We start from the raw sequence: 16,588 nt of genomic DNA, 5'->3' as shown, positions 1-16,588 counted from the left end.
AAGTTTTATTTGTGATGGGGCACTGTTTTTAAATAAAAATTGTAGATAAAATTAGTAGTTGAAAAACTGGCTAACAAAAAACCTCGACAAAAGACTTTATTATCTGTTGTACAACGATATTAATTGTCTGAAAAATGAAAACACAAGTAGAAAAAACGAATAAAAAAACGATATTTGACAACTGAATACAACGCCAAATGAAAGACATTTTCACCATAAAAGAAGCAACACAAAAAATAGAATATTTCTGTGCCTATCAAGAACGCTGTCACGAAGAAGTGGTCGCCAAATTACGAACAATGAAAATGGATTCGGATGAAATTGACCAAATCATGGTGCATCTTTTAGCAGAAAATTTTCTGAACGAAGAACGTTTTGCTTGCAGTTTTGCCCGAGGAAAACACCGTATGAAACATTGGGGAAAAATTAGAATTGTCAACGAATTGAAGTTTAAAAACATTTCACAAACCCTTATCAATATTGCTCTCAAAGAAATCACAACCGAAGAATACCTAGAAACTTTTCACTCATTATCCGAAAAACATTGGGAATCGATTAAAGAAACCAATTCCTTGAAAAAACGGAAAAAATTCTGTGACTACCTCCTTCGTCGAGGTTTTGAAAGTAATTTGGTTTATGATAAATTGAAAGAATTGGAAAGCAGTGAACAGTGAACAGTTTTCAGTAATCAGTGGCACAACATCGCTTTTAAAAAACGAATGCTCTTTTTATATTCCTAAAACCTATGATTTATTTCCTTAATTTTGCTGAAATTTTTTAAAAAACGTGGGAAGTAAAAATAAATTAAAGAGATTCAAGGAAAACGAAACATTCAACAATGTTTTTCAACCAACAAGAGAAGAAGTAGTAGGTGATTTATTTCCGTTAAGAGGCAAATGGAACGCTGATTTTTTCAAAAATGACAATCCAATTGTTATCGAATTAGGATGTGGAAAAGGCGAATATTCTGTTGGTCTTGCCGAAAAATACCCGAATAAAAACTTTGTTGGAATCGACATCAAAGGAGCGCGTTTTTGGCGTGGAGCCAAGACAGCTGTAGAAACAGGATTGCATAATGTCGCTTTTATTCGTACCCAAATCGAACTCATCAATCATATTTTTGCCGAAAACGAAGTGGACGAAATTTGGATTACTTTTCCTGATCCACAAATCAAATACAAACGTACCAAACACCGAATGACCAATTCGGAATTTTTGCAATTGTATAAAAAAATCCTCAAAAAAGACGGTATAGTCAACCTGAAAACCGATAGCGAATTCATGCACGGTTACACGCTTGGATTATTACACGGCGAAGGACACGAGGTATTGTATGCCAATCATAATGTTTATGTAAATGAAGGAAGTCCAGAGGAAGTAACTGCTTTTCAAACTTTTTACGAAAAACAATATCTAGAAATCAACAAAGCCATTACTTATATTCGATTTAAAATCAAAGAATAGCTCTTCGTAAATGATTTACATAACACCACTTTTTTTCGGTTTTATTACTGCTTTTATAGGGATTATTCCTCCAGGATTAATCAATATGACGGCTGCTAAAGTAAATCATAAAGAAGGAAAACGAAACGCAATAGGATTTGTTTTAGGTGCAGTATTAGTTATCACTTTTCAAGTTTTCTTTGCTATTTTGTTTGCAAAAATTATTAATCGCCGTCCCGATTTAGTTACTTTATTACGAGAAATTGGATTGGGAATATTTACGATATTGACTATTTATTTTTTAGGAATTGCAAAATCACCCAAAACTAAATCAAAAAAGCTAAAGAAAACCAGCCAAACAAAACGCTTTTTTTTAGGAATGTTACTTTCTGCTCTCAACTTTTTTCCTATTCCTTACTATGTTTTTATCAGCATTAGTTTGGCTTCTTATCAATTATTTTCGTTCGAGCCTACATCCATTTTCCTCTTTGTAGGCGGAGCTGTATTAGGCTCATTTTTGGTTTTTTATTTTTATATTTCTTTCTTGAGCCGAATAGAAAACAAAACAGATTATCTGATGAAAAACATGAATACCATTATTGGGTGTATCACTGGATTAGTTTCTATCGTTACATTAATTAATATCATCAATTATTATTGGTAAGGAAATGGCAAAGGAAAACGACAATTTTTTTGAAAGAGTTTATACAATCGCCCGACAAATTCCTTACGGTAAAGTTACTTCTTATGGAGCTATTGCTAAAGCATTAGGAACTGCCCGATCGGCTCGAATGGTAGGCTGGGCAATGAATGCTTGTCACAATATGGAAGATGTTCCAGCGCATCGAGTGGTAAACCGAAAAGGTTTACTTACTGGAAAACACCATTTTGACGGAACAAACCTGATGCAACAATTATTAGAAAACGAAGGGATTCAAGTCGTAGATAATCAAATTATAGATTTTGAAAAACACTTTTGGGAACCAGAGATTAGTATTCAGTAATCCGTTGGCATTTTTCAAAATAGCGACTGATTCGCACGGTATTCGCTTTTAAAATTCCACCGCTGATTCGCTGATTTTAAAAATAAACAGTACTTTTGTATTTCACTAATTCAAAAATCTACGTTAATTTCATCTGATTTATGTTGTGAAAATCTGCGAATCTGCGGTATGATTTTGCATTTAATGCGGCTTTTGTTTTAAAAGCGAATCAGCGGCTAATAACTCTTGTGCTTCTCTAAATAAAACCACGCAATTCCGCTATCAATAAATACAATCTAAAAACTTTATAATAAGAACTTTTCATACTATCTTTGCACTTTAAAAATAACACTAGAATTAGTATAAATAAACATAGTTTTTTTGATTGTGAATTCACGATTGAAAATCATAAGTAGTTATGAAATTAGACAGAAAAGAAATCCTTAAAGCACTAGAAACCATTACTATTGCTGGCGAAGGAAAAAATATGGTAGAGAGCGGAGCCATTGCAAACGTAATCACTTTTGGAGATGAAGCAGTAGTAGATTTAGTACTTCATTCCCCAGCAATGCACATTCGCAAACGTGCCGAAGACGATATCAAAAAAACAATTTTAGAATTAGTTTCTCCAGAAGCTAAAATTAAAATCAATGTAAAGATTGAAACTCCTGAAAAACCAGAGATCAAAGGAAAATCTATTCCGGGAATCAAAAATATTGTAGCAGTTGCTTCTGGAAAAGGAGGCGTTGGAAAATCTACTGTTACCGCAAACTTGGCAGTAACACTAGCTAAAATGGGATTTTCAGTAGGCGTTTTAGACGCTGATATTTATGGTCCATCCATGCCTATCATGTTTGATGTCGAATCTGAAAAACCAATTTCAGTTGAGGTTAACGGAAAATCAAAAATGAAACCTATTGAAAATTATGATGTGAAAATACTTTCTATAGGATTTTTTACTTCTCCAAGTCAAGCCGTTATTTGGCGTGGACCAATGGCTTCCAAAGCATTGAACCAAATGATTTTTGATGCCGATTGGGGCGAATTAGATTTCTTATTGCTGGATTTACCTCCAGGAACAGGTGATATTCACTTATCTATCGTTCAGGCTTTACCTATTACAGGTGTAGTTGTAGTTAGTACCCCACAAGCGGTAGCACTTGCTGATGCTAAAAAAGGAGTGGCAATGTTTATGTCTGAAGCGATAAATGTTCCTGTTTTGGGAATTATCGAAAATATGGCGTATTTTACACCAGAAGAATTACCAAGCAACAAATACTATATCTTTGGACAAGAAGGGGCTAAAAACCTAGCAGAAGATTTAGATGTTCCCTTCTTGGGAGAAGTTCCAATAGTGCAATCTATCCGTGAAGCAGGAGATTATGGTCGTCCAGCAGCGATGCAAACAGGTACAGTTCTTGAAACAGTTTTCGAAGAAATTACCCGAAATGTAGTTCAGGAAGTAGTTAGCAGAAACGAAAGTTTACCCGCGACTGAAGCTGTAAAAATCACCACAATGGCTGGTTGTTCGGCAGTGAAAAAATAATCAAACTCGTTAAACGAGAAAAAAACATAAAAAAATGACAGCAGAAGAAATAAACGAAAATATCTTAAAGGCACTGGAAGAAATCAGACCTTTTTTGAATTCTGATGGAGGCGACATTCAATTGGTTTCTGTTGAAGACGGAAAACATGTAAAAGTTCGTCTTGAAGGAGCTTGTAATAGTTGTAGCGTAAGCCACATGACGCTAAAAGCAGGTGTAGAAACGACTATCAAAAAGTATGTTCCGCAAATAGAAACTGTTGTCAACGTTGCATAACTGAAGCAACACGATAACTTTGGATTAAATCATTCCTGCAAAAAAACGAATAATAAATTACCCAATTACTAGGTTACAATGGATGTATTAATAAAAATTAAAGACCGAGAAGGAGTTGTTCACGAATTACAAGCTCCAACGGATATGGCAATGAATATTATGGAGTTGTGTAAAGCCTACGAGCTTCCTGTTGAAGGAACTTGTGGCGGAATGGCAATGTGTGCTTCTTGTCAGTGTTATGTGCTGAATGATGTTGCCTTACCAGAAATGGGCGATGATGAAGAAGCTATGCTATCAGAAGCTTTTTATGTAAAGTCGAATAGTCGTTTGGGTTGCCAAATTCCTATTACTGTAGAATTAGAAGGTTTAGAGTTAGAACTGGCTCCTGAATATTAAGAATTTCAATTTAAAAAAAGTAACCTCAAATAGTTTTAAATTATTTGAGGTTTTTTTTATTGGATTCACCATCATTTTTTTAGAATAGCCACCGCTTTAGGTACCATTCTTTCGACAAAATAATAATAAGCAGTTTCCGACGGATGTAGTCCATCATTAGCTACTAGTATTGGATTGTTTAGCCCATTGCGGGTAATATCGGTAATGTTAATAAAAAGAATTCCGTTATTTTGACAATATGATTTTGCAAAGGTATTGTAACGGTCAATTTCGGTCGAAATTGAAGCTGGATTCCCGAAACTCTGTCCAAAAGGTGTATAAGCATAATCGGGTATAGAAACCACAATTAATCTTGTTTTATCTCCTTTAGCAAGGCCAATGGCTTTAGTTATTAATTCTGGAAATTCTTTTTCGTAAACACTAAAATTCACACCCTGATATTGATTGTTTACACCAATTAATAAGGTAACTAAATCATAGTTATTACTTGGTTTTTGTTGATCAATAGCATTAATTAAATTAGTTGTTGTCCAACCTGTTCTAGCAATTATTTCAACAGAAAAATTATTTTCTCCATTCAAATTTTTTAAAGATTTTATGAGTTGCTCTGGAAATCTACAACTTTCGCATACGCTTTGACCTATAGTATAACTGTCGCCAAGAGCTAAATAGGTTATGGTTGCAGATTGGGTTAAAACTTCTGGCGATGAATCTGACACTATTGGATTTGTTTCAGATTTAGCACTTGGATTTTCGCTGCTGCAACTTGTGATTGTAGCGAGAAAAAAAAAGGACATTAGTAATATCAATATCGTTCTCATTATTATTAAATTGTATCTTTTAAAGTTACGTTTTAATTTTAATTTTGGATTTACATTTTAAATTAGTTACAAAAAAAAAAACTGTATTCAAATTTTAAGTTGTTTAATGTTGTATCTCATAGAATACCTTGTGTAGTATTAATTTAACCCGTTGGGTGTAATTTATTAAATTTTTAGAAATAGTAAAAATTGAAACGCATAGAATCATAGAAAAAAGAGTTAGATAGACCAATACTTGGATTCACATAGCTATGATTTACTAAAATCAAGCGAAGCGTCTAGAATGAACTAATAAAAAAACTATGTTTCTATGTGTTTTAAAAAAAAATGAATTACACCCAACGAGTTAATTTATCTCAAAGAGATTGATATTTAAGGATTTAAATTTGGCTAAAAAATTTAAAAGAATGTTTTTTATTGGTTATTGTCTTTCTTAAAGAGTATGTGTGAGAAGTTTTTGTTTGGAAAAAACAGTTTTCATGACGTGACTTTGATTTTTCAAATTGGCAGTTTTTGTTGCCCACTTTACTGACAGTTCCTCAAATTATATTTTGGATGAATTTGTATGGAAATTAAATATTGACCATTGCTTAAATCAAAACAAAACCTCCTTGATTTTTCTTCGAATAGACGCTTTGTAATCTTTAGGATAACTTCTATCACCCATAAAAACATCGGTCATGGCTTCGGCTAAATGTTGCCCAAATTTTTTGAGAAAAAGGTTTCTCATTCTTTTTTTCTCATAGAAAAGTTTAGACAAAAGAACTCCTGTTTTAATTTCAGGCAGAATACCATCCTCTAATTTTTGTTGATACAATGTTGCCGCTTGTGCTGAATCAAGATTACTTTCGACAATAGATTGTGCCGCTAAAACGCCACTTAATATAGAATTCGAAATCCCCTCGGCCGTTAATGGATCGGCAAATCCTGCTGAATCTCCTATCAAAAATACATTCTTTTGAACAAAAGTATCTGTTCTTGGCGAAACAGGAATGACAAAACCATGAGCTTGTTCGCTAATAATTTCAGTAATGCCTAAAATTTTTAGATAATCGGCATAGTATTTTTTTAAATCTATCTTTTGTTTTGTCTTGACAAAAACACCAACACCAATGGATAAATGATTTTTTTTAGGAAAACACCAGCCATAACCCAAAGGAATTGCATCTACATCAAAGCGAACATTTTTTGACAATCGTTCAAAATCGGCTGCAGGAACTTCTACTTCATATTCTAATGCGGGAATTATGGTTCGGGTTTCTTTCCATCCCGCTATTTTGGCTACAGGACTTAAAGCACCATCGCCAGCAATGATAAACTTGGCTTGAACATCGCCTTCGGATGTGTGAATGGTTTGAATATCACCAAATGTAATATCTAAAACCTTATGATTTTGCAACAGCGTAACTCCGTTTTCTTTTGATTTTTCTACAATCAAATTATCAAAAGTATCCCGCATAATCATACTGATAATGGGTTGATTTCTTTGGGTTGTATATTTGAGATTGGTATTGGCAAAATAAGTATCTACTTCAAAAAATTCTTTTTCTACCACAGAAGCGATATCAAAAGGCATACTCTTTCTTCCTCGATAAACGAAACCGCCGCCACAAGTTTTATATCTTGGTAAAATTTCTTTCTCAATAATTACTGTCGAAATTCCGCTTTTAGACAATTCCAGTGCTGCCGAAGCTCCTGCAGGTCCACTACCAATTATGGCGACATCAAATACTTTCATTCGTTTTTTTTCAAAACTAAAGGAATTGTGGTTAAAAAGCAAAAAATGTTTTAATCATAATTCTATAACTAGTTAATACTTCTAAATTAAAAAATGTCCTCACACTTAAAAATCTCTTTCAATCGAACCCCTTTTTCTGTTTGTTCAACGGTTATGATTTCGTTGTGTGCATCGTGTTCCAAAAATAAATAATAATTATTTTCGGCGGCTGTGTTCAGAAATTTAGACTTTTCGGGCATAGTTAATAATGGTCTGGTGTCGTATCCCATCACGTAAGGCAAAGGAATATGCCCAACGGTTGGCAACAAATCTGCCATAAAACAAATGGTTTTATCCTGATATTGGATTTGTGGAATCATTTGTTTTTCGGTGTGACCATCAGCATAAAAAATATAAAATCCCAAATTACAAATTTCAAAATCTGAAGTTGGTTTATCAATAAAATTCAATTGTCCGCTTTCTTGAATAGGCAGAATATTTTCGGATAAAAAGGAAGCTTTTTCACGGGCATTGGGTTTTGTTGCCCATTCCCAATGATTTTCATTCGTCCAATAGTTGGCGTTTTTGAAAGCGAGTTCATAACCTGTTTTATCTTTGTTCCAATTGACGCTTCCGCCACAATGGTCAAAATGCAAATGAGTCAAAAAAACATCGGTAACATCATCACGGTGAAAACCATACTTTTCCAAAGAGTTGTCTAAAGAATGAGTTCCCCAAAGCGAATAATAACCAAAAAACTTCTCGGATTGTTTGTTTCCCATTCCGTTATCAATCAGAATTAGGCGGTTTCCGTCTTCGATAAGCAAGCAACGTGCAGCTAAATCAATCAGGTTGTTATTGTCGGCAGGATTAGTTTTGTTCCAAATGGTTTTAGGAACAACGCCAAACATAGCTCCGCCATCGAGCTTGAAATTTCCAGTTTCTATAGGGTAAAGTTTCATTTGTGGACTAATTGTAATTTAATGCAATTTAATAGTTTAATTTTATTCCTTGTAAAACATTCGCTTTTAAAAAAAAGTTAGCCACGAATTACACCAATTGTCACTAATTTTTATCAAAATTGAATTACTCCGATTCTATAAATTTTAATAATTCGTGTAATTAATACAATTCATAATTCGTGTTCATTTGTGTAATTCGTGGCTAAAAATTTTAAATGAATATCTTGTATTCCCTACGCTTAATTGCGTATTTTAGATTTGGTTTATTATTTTTAATATTGTTTAAAGAATTTGCAAGATGAAAAAGAAGATAGGCATTGTTGAAGATAACCGTGATTTGAGAGAAGCAATGGCTATGATGATTCAGTTTACGGATCAGTTTGAACTCGTTGGAACTTTCGAAAATGCAGAAACCGCCATAGAAATTGTACCTACCATAGAAATTGATGCACTACTTATGGACGTGAATTTACCAGGCTATAATGGCTATGAATGTGTTTCGATTTTAAAAACTAAAAAACCTAAACTTCTTTTTTTAATGTGTACTTCGTATGAAGACGATGAGATTATTTTCAAAAGTCTGAAAGCAGGTGCCAGCGGCTATATTTTAAAAACCGAAGGTCCAACCAAAATCATCGATGCGCTGAACGATTTATTCGATGGAGGAAGTCCGATGAGTAGTAGTATTGCCCGAAAAGTGGTAGCGAGTTTTTCGAAATTTGAAGCTATTGACGAAAGTGTACTTTTATTAACCCCTCGTGAAAACGAAATTTTAGAACTTTTGGCAACTGGAAAAATGAACAAAGAAGTAGCCGACAGTCTTCAAATAAGTGGTGGAACGGTTCGGAAACACATTCAACATATTTATGAAAAACTACAAGTAAATACTAGAGTCGAAGCGGTAAATATGTATCTAAAACGATAGAAAAATGAAATGGATTTACTTCTTATTTTTTCTATTTTACGCTGTTTTTGTTTTTCCTCAAAAAACAATTTCAGAGCAAAAAAAGGCATTTGCAAAATGTGAATCCAGCAGTTGCAAAATCGCTAATGCAACCGCAATTTCCGAAGAATATTTAGAAATCGACCAAATTGAAGAAGCCCAAAAATGGCTGGATTATTCTAAAAAAATGCTTCTGAAAAATCCTGATGACCAGCAGCAATATTATGTAAACAGCTTGCAGTCAGAATTGTTTTATTATTCAGGTTTGTATCAATTTGGTTTACACGAAGCTCAAAAAGCTATTGCATTAGCCAAAATTTCCAAGGACAGTTTGCATCTTTCTAACGCTTATTTAATAGAAGGAATCAACTGGTTTGAAATGGGAAAATTAACCAAAGCCGAAACTTCTTTCCATAAAGCCAAGCACTATTTTCCAGTCAAAATGGATATCAGTCGTAAAAGATACCAAATCAATAAAGAATACATTTACAATGATCTTGCCCAATTAAAAATCAAAACCAAGCAACTGGATTCGGCTTATTTTTATAATAAAAGAGCTTATGATTTTGCTAAAAATTTTAATGACAAAAGATGTATTGCTAATGTGGAACGCACTTTTGGCGAGTTATTTTTAAAACAAAACATAAAAGATTCTGCTACATTTTATTTCAAAAAAACCGTCGCAACTTCATTGAATGCGGCTATTTATGATACTGCTTTGTTGGGTTACGGAAATTTGATGGAATGTTGTTCTGATCCATCTCAAATGGCAAAATATTATTTTGAAAAAGGAGAAGAATTAATAAAAAAACACGCTGTAAATGCTTCTTTTCAAAAACTTTTTTACGAGCAATCGTTAGCTAAATTTCAAGCTCTAAATGACAAAAACTTATTGCTATCAACCCAAGGAAAGTTATTGGAATTGGAAAAAAACATCAATCAAAACGGGAATTTTTACATTCAAAACATTACAGATCAATACATCAATAGTGAAAACAAATTACTGCAATCCAAAATCAATGAACTGGATAAACAGAAAAACATCAAAGTTTTACAACTTCTGGCTACAATTTTTTTCGGATTCATTTTAATATTAATCATTGTTATCATTAGAAGAAAAAACAGGTTGCAAAAAATCATTTTAGATCAGAAAAATGAAATTAGTAAAGACCTTCACGATGATATTGGTAGTGAATTAAGTAGCATTTTAATCAACACTAATTTATTGAAAAATTACGATCCCAATGACAAACAAAAAATATTGATTGACAAAATCAGCAATACCAGTTCTGAAATTTCCCAACGTCTCAATGCGTTTATCTGGTCATTAAATACCGATAACAATAACGTTCAAAATTTTTCGGAATATGTAAAACAGTATGCTTACAAATTCCTAGATGGCACTGAAATTAAATTGCTTTTTTCGGATGATATTGAAGGTATTTCGACTAAAATATTGAACGGAAATACTCGAAAAAATTTGTTTTTTACCATCAAAGAAATACTGAATAACTCTATCAAACACGCTGATGCCACTAAAATAATAATTACCATTTCGTCGCTAGACAAAAAAGCTCTTTTAATTACCATTGAGGACAACGGTAAAGGGATGCAGAAAGCCAATAAATTCGGTAATGGATTGGTAAACATTAAAAAAAGAATCAACAATCTAAAAGGCGATTTGAAAATGGAATCCAATAATGGATTGAAAATCAGTATCAAAATTCCTTTTTAATACAACCAAAAATAGATGTAAGAAAAGTGAATACGCCATTGGGCGTATTTTTTTTTGCCCCGATAACAAATCGAATTAGGTCAAATCATCTAGACATTGATTTTTAGTGATTTACAACTCCTAAAATCACATTCGGCAGTACTCTTAATTGCGTATTGTAAGACATTTCATTTTATTTGAACTTTACAGTGTAAATTCTAATTGAACACCTGATTTTAAAGATACCCAAAATTCTAAAAAACAATAATTATGAAAAAAAAACTACTCATAAATTTATTCTCATTCCTTATCATTGGAGGAATGTATGCACAACCTGGAGAAATCGATAAAACCTTTAATGCTATAATAGGTGCAGGTGCAAGCGGTGCTGTAAAATCTGTTATAGAACAAGCAGATGGAAAAATAATTGTAGCAGGAGAATTTACGAGTTATGATTATAAGTCCAAAAACCGTATCATGCGACTGAACGCTGATGGAACACTAGACAGCTCTTTTGATATAGGAACTGGAGCTAACGGAAATATTTCTTCAATAGCGTTACAATCAGACGGGAAAATTTTAATCATAGGAGGTTTTACTGCATTTAATGGTATTACCAAAAATAAGATTGCCCGACTAAATACAGATGGAACAGTTGATGCCAGTTTTATTCCAGCCACTGGTTTAAATTCTTGTTCTTCTTTTGTAGTACAAGCAAACGGAAATATTCTTGTTGCAGGAACTTATACTGCCAGCAATGGTTTTGGAGCAACTAAAATTGTAAGATTAGAACCCGATGGAGCACTTGACACTACATTTGACAATGGAACAGGACCAAATGGAGGAGTCACTAAATTAGCTATTCAAAGTGATGGGAAAATTATAATAGTAGGTTATTTTTCCTCCTATAATGGTATGACTAGTAAAAATATTGCCCGACTAAATACTGATGGAACGCTTGACACCTCTTTTTATTCAGGAAATGGAGCCTATGGAATAGAAGCCGTTGCCATTCAGGCTGACGGAAAAATTTTAATTGGCGGATACTTTTCCGCTTACAATTTTACACCAAGAAGCTGTCTAGCAAGACTGAATCCTAATGGAACATTAGACAACACTTTTAATATGGGAACTGGGACTAATTCAACTATTGAAAGTATCGCAATTCAGTCCGACGGAAAAATTTTGATTGGAGGTGTATTTACAACCTATAATGGTTCTGCCAAAAACAGTATAGCAAGATTAAATACAGATGGGACATTAGACAACTCTTTTGATTCAGGAACGGGTGCAAATGAAAGTATTTCTTCCATCGCTATAAAAACAGATGGAAAAATTGTAATTGGAGGAAGATTTACTTCTTATAACAATACTTTAATAGGCAGACTTGCCCAACTGAATGCTGACGGAAAGCTTGATACTAGTTTCTTAAATCCGGGAGGATTTGGGAGTGGATCTACTCAATCAATTAGTTGTATGGCATTACAATCCGATGGAAAAACTTTAATCACAGGAGAATATGTCAATTCTTATAATGGTATTGCAACAAAAAGATTAGTTCGTGTGAACGCTGATGGAACGCTCGATACTAGTTTTAATACGGGAACAGGACCCAGTAGTTCTGTTTATGCCATCACAACACAATCTGATGGGAAAATTTTAATTGGAGGACGATTTGCCAATTATAATGGTGTTTCAAGAAATGGTATAGCCCGAATTAATACTGATGGAACATTGGATACTAGTTTCAATATAGGAACAGGACTAAATAACAGTATTTATTCAATTGCTGTACAAACTGATGGAAAAATTTTGATTTCAGGACTATTTACCACTTTTAATGGCATTACAAGAAATAGGTTTGCCCGGCTTAATATTGATGGTACACTTGATACCACTTTTGACCCGGGAACTGGACCAGATAATGTCATTTATTCCATAGTTCTACAAAAAGATGGAAAAATCATAATTGCAGGAAATTTTAAAAAATATAATGGCACATCTAAAGAATGTATAGCCCGACTCAATATTAATGGGACAATTGACACAACATTTAATCTAGGAATTTCAGTTCAATGGAGTGTAGATGTAGTTAAAATACAGTCTGATGGAAAATTGTTAATCTCTGGAACTTTCGTTGGTTATACTGGTGTGAATAGTCCACCACCAGGACTGGCACGTCTTAATGCAGATGGATCATTAGACCCTACTTTTGTAGCAAAATCAATGTTTTTTACAAATACAGGAACAAATCCATATACTAATCCTTCTTCGATGGAAATACAATCGGATGGAAAAATCATAATAGGAGGAACTATTACTTCTTATGGAGGTACTCCAATTTTAAATATAGCCCGACTCAATACCGACGGAACCCTTGATACTTCTTTTATTGCAGGAACGGGGACTGCTAACAATCAAGGAATAAGCAGCGGTGTTGACAATATTATAATTCAGCCAGACGGAAAAATTTTAATTTCAGGAGTTTTTATTCTTTATAACGGCGTTACAGTGGGTCGCATTGCAAGAATATTACCAGGTGAGTTAACAGCATTATCAACCGAAGAATTTATAAAACAATCTTTAACTGTTTATCCCAATCCATCTTCAGGAATTTTCAACATTAGTTCAAATCAAAATATAGAAAATGCTTCCATAAAAGTTTTTGATTTAAACGGAAGAATAATTCATCAATCGAGAAAAATTTCGGAAAACAAAGTATTGGATTTAACCCATTCTCAAAACGGAATTTACATTCTGAATATTGAAAATGAAGGCTATAATTATGCTCAAAAAATTATCAAACAGTAACAAATAAATTAAAAAATTATGAAAACAATTACACTTTATGTTGGCTTGATGCTTGTAAGCGTCGCCAGTTTTGCACAAACTACTTGGACTGTGGATAACAGACCTGGAACCACCGCACAATTTAGCTCTGTACAAGCGGCACATGATGCTGCTCAAGCAGGGGATTTTATCTACATTCATCCATCTCCAAATAGTTATGGTGGATTATCTATTAAAAAGAAAATTCACTTAAGAGGCATTGGTCATGGTCCTGAATTGGCAAATGGTGAGCACGCTATCTTACCTTCTATTTCACTATCTAGAAATGCAACAGAAGCAACGAACGCATCTGGCTCATCAATATCTGGACTAGAAATCGGGACAATTAGTGATCAAAACGAGTTTGCTTTCAACAACATACTGATACAAAATAATCGCATTACCGGTTATTTGAATTTTTATCAAGCCTACAATTATATTATTCAAGGGAATCTATTTAATTCTACTGGTGGATTTTCAATCTATTTTAATAGTACCGCACATGCCAACAATATTATTTCGCACAATATTTTCAATATGGTTTCAAATACAAGTCCAACTTCTGCTATTTTTAATTATTTGATAGCCTCTGATACCGTTTCAAATAATTTAATAATTATGAACTTCAATGGTGCCACCAACACCTTTTTTAATAATTGCTTAAACCCTACTATGAACAACAATATGTTTGTTTTGGGAACGACTGCCGTAATATCATCAATCACTGCTAACAACAGTACTATCAACTTTCAAAACTGTTTGACTTTTGATTATGGAGGAGGGTCTGTTGCCACACTTTCTGGAACGAATAACCTAAACAATACCAATCCACAATTTGTTACTATTGGCACACCTTCAAATCCAGGATTTTTATATACCAACAATTATAAACTAGCAACAGGTTCTCCTGCTATTGATGCTGGTTCTGATGGCGATGATTTAGGGATATATGGTCAAGGCTTTTTGTTTCAAATGAATGGGTATCCGTTCGATTTGCCTTATCCTAAACAAATCAACATTACCAATGCCGTTGTAGAAGCAGGAGGCACGCTTCAAGTTAATTTTAAGGCAGAAGCTAACGTCAAAAATTAAATCTGATGAGAAGTTATTCCTTTATTATAACATACTGTCTCCTCTCTTGTTTTGCAATGATGGGACAGTCTAAAATATCAAACATAGAATATTTTTTTGATACCGATCCTGGGGTTGGAAATGCAACTAATGTAGCTGTCTCCAGCACTCCAACACTCAACGAAAATGTGACTTTATCCATAAACAGCTTAAGTTCTGGGATTCATATTTTGCACATGAGGAGTAAAAATGAAGCTAATAAATGGAGTCTTTATGGAAGACAACCATTCTATATTGCCAATTTCAGTGCTGCTTTAAATAATACCATAATCGCAGCAGAATATTTTTTCGATACCGATCCTGGAACTGGAAATGCCACAGTATTGAACATTTCTTCTGGGTCAAATTTGGATACTAGGTTTGCGATTCCTTTAACTTCTGTAGCAACAGGAATTCACATCTTACATCTTCGAGTGAAGAATAATTTAAACCAGTGGGGATTATACGCTCGACAGGCATTTTATAAATCACCACAGATTTTGGGTAACAACATTGTTGCCGCAGAGTATTTCCTAGATGCGGATCCAGGAGTTGGAAATGGCGAAGTTTTGCCTATTTCTCAAGGTGTTCAATTAAATGAATTTCTTTCAATACCCTTAACAGCAGTTTCAGAAGGTGTTCACATACTTCACATTCGTGTAAAAAATAATTCGAACCAGTGGGGAATGTATGCACGGCAGGTATTCTACAAATCACCAAAAGTTTTAGGCAATGAACTTATTGCCGCCGAATATTTTATTGACGAAGATCCTGGCGTAGGCGCAGCCACACCCATAGCGATTACACAAGGTCAAAGCGTGGATGAAGTGCTTAATATTACCATCCCTCAAAACCTTAAAGAAGGCGACCACGTTTTGCACTTGCGTGTAAAACGAAACGACGGCAAATGGAGTTTGTACGGACGACCAGAGTTTGAAACTTCACTCTCGGTGGGTAATCTAAATTTTGAAAATCTTAAACTCTATCCTAACCCCGTTACTGATATTTTGAATCTATCCTTGCCTAACGAAACCCTCGAACATATTAAAATTATTGACAGCACAGGAAAAATGGTGTTTGAACAATCCAATAATTTACAACAGTTGAATGTAAGCAATCTCGCCACAGGTATGTATTTGTTGCAGATAAAAACATCCAATGGTGCGATATCAAAAAAAATAATTAAAAAGTAAATCATTATATTTTAAAAAAATATCCAATGAAATTTATATTTTGAACATTGAAAATGAAGATCATACCTATTCTCAAAAAATAATCAAACAATAAGATTCAGAAATTTAGTTTGTTCATTTTGAAAAAATCTTCAATTGTGCAATTATGTTGGTATCTTTACACGAGTATTTTTAGAGTTGAAATTTCAATTTTTTAGATTAAAAAATCTGTAATCAACAATCTAAAATCTAAAATCTAAAATCATAATGTCAAGAGATATACAACTTAAAGAACGCTGGGAAAAACTTGTAACAATACTTTCTGATCAATTTTCGCAAGGCGAAGATTTAGATTTAGACGCCATCATTTATTTAATTGGTGTTCAGGAATTAGGAAAAGTGCATCAAACCTATGCCAAAGACGAAAAGCTGAACCTAATGCACATCGCTATTTGTCGATTATTAGAACCGTATGGTTTTTATGAATTCGAATTTTTTGATGAAGATGGTTGGCCACATTACAAGGTAAAAGAAGAATTACCACCGCTAAAAGCAGGAGAACAATCCGTTTTGATGAAAGAAGCCATTGTGAATTATTTTATCGAAAAGGAACTTATAGATTAGTATTCAGTGTTCAGTAGCAGTAATCAGTTAAGAATTTCAGAAAAACTTTTAACT

General features: G+C 33.6%; 16 protein-coding genes. 13 read left to right on the top strand and 3 right to left on the bottom strand.

Translation table 11 applies throughout. The features are described from left to right. The first annotated feature begins 197 nt into the window (after positions 1-197). The 7 genes from OZP15_RS02280 (at position 198) to OZP15_RS02250 (ending at position 4,642) form a co-directional block, all read left to right on the top strand. On the top strand, positions 198-674 hold the full coding sequence (locus OZP15_RS02280; RefSeq protein WP_269226890.1) for a regulatory protein RecX: 477 nt from the start codon (positions 198-200) through the stop codon (positions 672-674). A 112-nt stretch (positions 675-786) separates the two neighbouring features. Further along, positions 787-1,464 (top strand): tRNA (guanosine(46)-N7)-methyltransferase TrmB, encoded by a 678-nt coding sequence (gene trmB, locus OZP15_RS02275; protein ID WP_269226889.1) that lies wholly within the window; start codon positions 787-789, stop codon positions 1,462-1,464. A 10-nt stretch (positions 1,465-1,474) separates the two neighbouring features. Next, entirely contained in the window at positions 1,475-2,107 is a 633-nt protein-coding gene (locus OZP15_RS02270) for a LysE family transporter (protein WP_281336891.1), read from the top strand. A gap of 4 nt (positions 2,108-2,111) precedes the next feature. Continuing rightward, positions 2,112-2,447 carry an MGMT family protein gene (locus OZP15_RS02265; protein ID WP_269226888.1) on the top strand — a complete coding sequence of 112 codons (336 nt, stop codon included), beginning with the start codon at positions 2,112-2,114 and terminating at the stop codon, positions 2,445-2,447. 397 nt (positions 2,448-2,844) lie between these two features. Further along, positions 2,845-3,972: an Mrp/NBP35 family ATP-binding protein gene (locus OZP15_RS02260; protein ID WP_269226887.1), complete on the top strand. Its 1,128-nt coding sequence runs from the start codon at positions 2,845-2,847 to the stop codon at positions 3,970-3,972. 34 nt (positions 3,973-4,006) lie between these two features. Beyond that, positions 4,007-4,246, top strand: a complete 240-nt coding sequence (locus OZP15_RS02255) for a NifU family protein (protein ID WP_269226886.1) — start codon at positions 4,007-4,009, stop codon at positions 4,244-4,246. A 78-nt stretch (positions 4,247-4,324) separates the two neighbouring features. Further along, the gene (locus OZP15_RS02250; RefSeq protein WP_269226885.1) at positions 4,325-4,642 is read left to right on the top strand and encodes a 2Fe-2S iron-sulfur cluster-binding family protein; all 318 of its coding nucleotides are present in this window, start codon (positions 4,325-4,327) and stop codon (positions 4,640-4,642) included. A gap of 71 nt (positions 4,643-4,713) precedes the next feature. Here the strand turns inward: OZP15_RS02250 and OZP15_RS02245 are convergent, their stop codons facing one another. The 3 genes from OZP15_RS02245 to OZP15_RS02235 all read right to left on the bottom strand — a co-directional run bounded on the left by OZP15_RS02245 (position 4,714) and on the right by OZP15_RS02235 (position 8,142). Then, complete coding sequence (locus OZP15_RS02245) at positions 4,714-5,463, bottom strand: SGNH/GDSL hydrolase family protein (protein ID WP_281336890.1); 750 nt, start codon at positions 5,461-5,463, stop codon at positions 4,714-4,716. A 595-nt stretch (positions 5,464-6,058) separates the two neighbouring features. Next, entirely contained in the window at positions 6,059-7,201 is a 1,143-nt protein-coding gene (locus tag OZP15_RS02240) for a geranylgeranyl reductase family protein (protein ID WP_281336889.1), read from the bottom strand. Positions 7,202-7,287: 86 nt separating this feature from the next. Further along, the gene (locus tag OZP15_RS02235) at positions 7,288-8,142 is read right to left on the bottom strand and encodes an MBL fold metallo-hydrolase (protein ID WP_269226881.1); all 855 of its coding nucleotides are present in this window, start codon (positions 8,140-8,142) and stop codon (positions 7,288-7,290) included. Positions 8,143-8,440: 298 nt separating this feature from the next. On the opposite strand from OZP15_RS02235, the gene OZP15_RS02230 reads away from it, so the two are divergent. From OZP15_RS02230 to OZP15_RS02205, 6 genes are all read left to right on the top strand, one after another. Further along, on the top strand, positions 8,441-9,067 hold the full coding sequence (locus tag OZP15_RS02230) for a response regulator (protein ID WP_269226880.1): 627 nt from the start codon (positions 8,441-8,443) through the stop codon (positions 9,065-9,067). A 4-nt stretch (positions 9,068-9,071) separates the two neighbouring features. Then, complete coding sequence (locus OZP15_RS02225; RefSeq protein WP_281336888.1) at positions 9,072-10,820, top strand: sensor histidine kinase; 1,749 nt, start codon at positions 9,072-9,074, stop codon at positions 10,818-10,820. Positions 10,821-11,069: 249 nt separating this feature from the next. Continuing rightward, positions 11,070-13,610 (top strand): T9SS type A sorting domain-containing protein, encoded by a 2,541-nt coding sequence (locus OZP15_RS02220; RefSeq protein ID WP_281336887.1) that lies wholly within the window; start codon positions 11,070-11,072, stop codon positions 13,608-13,610. 18 nt (positions 13,611-13,628) lie between these two features. Further along, on the top strand, positions 13,629-14,720 hold the full coding sequence (locus OZP15_RS02215) for a right-handed parallel beta-helix repeat-containing protein (RefSeq protein WP_281336886.1): 1,092 nt from the start codon (positions 13,629-13,631) through the stop codon (positions 14,718-14,720). Positions 14,721-14,725: 5 nt separating this feature from the next. Then, positions 14,726-15,931: a T9SS type A sorting domain-containing protein gene (locus OZP15_RS02210; RefSeq protein ID WP_269226873.1), complete on the top strand. Its 1,206-nt coding sequence runs from the start codon at positions 14,726-14,728 to the stop codon at positions 15,929-15,931. Positions 15,932-16,177: 246 nt separating this feature from the next. Continuing rightward, positions 16,178-16,534 carry a hypothetical protein gene (locus OZP15_RS02205; protein WP_269226872.1) on the top strand — a complete coding sequence of 119 codons (357 nt, stop codon included), beginning with the start codon at positions 16,178-16,180 and terminating at the stop codon, positions 16,532-16,534. Positions 16,535-16,588: the final 54 nt, after the last annotated feature.

This window comes from Flavobacterium eburneipallidum (assembly GCF_027111355.2).
Classification (GTDB): domain Bacteria; phylum Bacteroidota; class Bacteroidia; order Flavobacteriales; family Flavobacteriaceae; genus Flavobacterium; species Flavobacterium eburneipallidum.
The sequence above is the reverse complement of the archived record's forward strand: the minus strand, read 5'-3'. Positions and strand labels throughout refer to the sequence as shown.

Bases quoted from the DNA above. Each gene is read 5' to 3' on its own strand.
- OZP15_RS02280 (WP_269226890.1), top strand. From the start codon at position 198: ATGAAAGACATTTTCACCATAAAAGAAGCAACACAAAAAATAGAATAT.
- OZP15_RS02270 (WP_281336891.1), top strand. From the start codon at position 1,475: ATGATTTACATAACACCACTTTTTTTCGGTTTTATTACTGCTTTTATA.
- OZP15_RS02265 (WP_269226888.1), top strand. From the start codon at position 2,112: ATGGCAAAGGAAAACGACAATTTTTTTGAAAGAGTTTATACAATCGCC.
- OZP15_RS02260 (WP_269226887.1), top strand. From the start codon at position 2,845: ATGAAATTAGACAGAAAAGAAATCCTTAAAGCACTAGAAACCATTACT.
- OZP15_RS02255 (WP_269226886.1), top strand. From the start codon at position 4,007: ATGACAGCAGAAGAAATAAACGAAAATATCTTAAAGGCACTGGAAGAA.
- OZP15_RS02250 (WP_269226885.1), top strand. From the start codon at position 4,325: ATGGATGTATTAATAAAAATTAAAGACCGAGAAGGAGTTGTTCACGAA.
- OZP15_RS02245 (WP_281336890.1), bottom strand. From the start codon at position 5,463: ATGAGAACGATATTGATATTACTAATGTCCTTTTTTTTTCTCGCTACA.
- OZP15_RS02240 (WP_281336889.1), bottom strand. From the start codon at position 7,201: ATGAAAGTATTTGATGTCGCCATAATTGGTAGTGGACCTGCAGGAGCT.
- OZP15_RS02235 (WP_269226881.1), bottom strand. From the start codon at position 8,142: ATGAAACTTTACCCTATAGAAACTGGAAATTTCAAGCTCGATGGCGGA.
- OZP15_RS02230 (WP_269226880.1), top strand. From the start codon at position 8,441: ATGAAAAAGAAGATAGGCATTGTTGAAGATAACCGTGATTTGAGAGAA.
- OZP15_RS02225 (WP_281336888.1), top strand. From the start codon at position 9,072: ATGAAATGGATTTACTTCTTATTTTTTCTATTTTACGCTGTTTTTGTT.
- OZP15_RS02220 (WP_281336887.1), top strand. From the start codon at position 11,070: ATGAAAAAAAAACTACTCATAAATTTATTCTCATTCCTTATCATTGGA.
- OZP15_RS02215 (WP_281336886.1), top strand. From the start codon at position 13,629: ATGAAAACAATTACACTTTATGTTGGCTTGATGCTTGTAAGCGTCGCC.
- OZP15_RS02210 (WP_269226873.1), top strand. From the start codon at position 14,726: ATGAGAAGTTATTCCTTTATTATAACATACTGTCTCCTCTCTTGTTTT.
- OZP15_RS02205 (WP_269226872.1), top strand. From the start codon at position 16,178: ATGTCAAGAGATATACAACTTAAAGAACGCTGGGAAAAACTTGTAACA.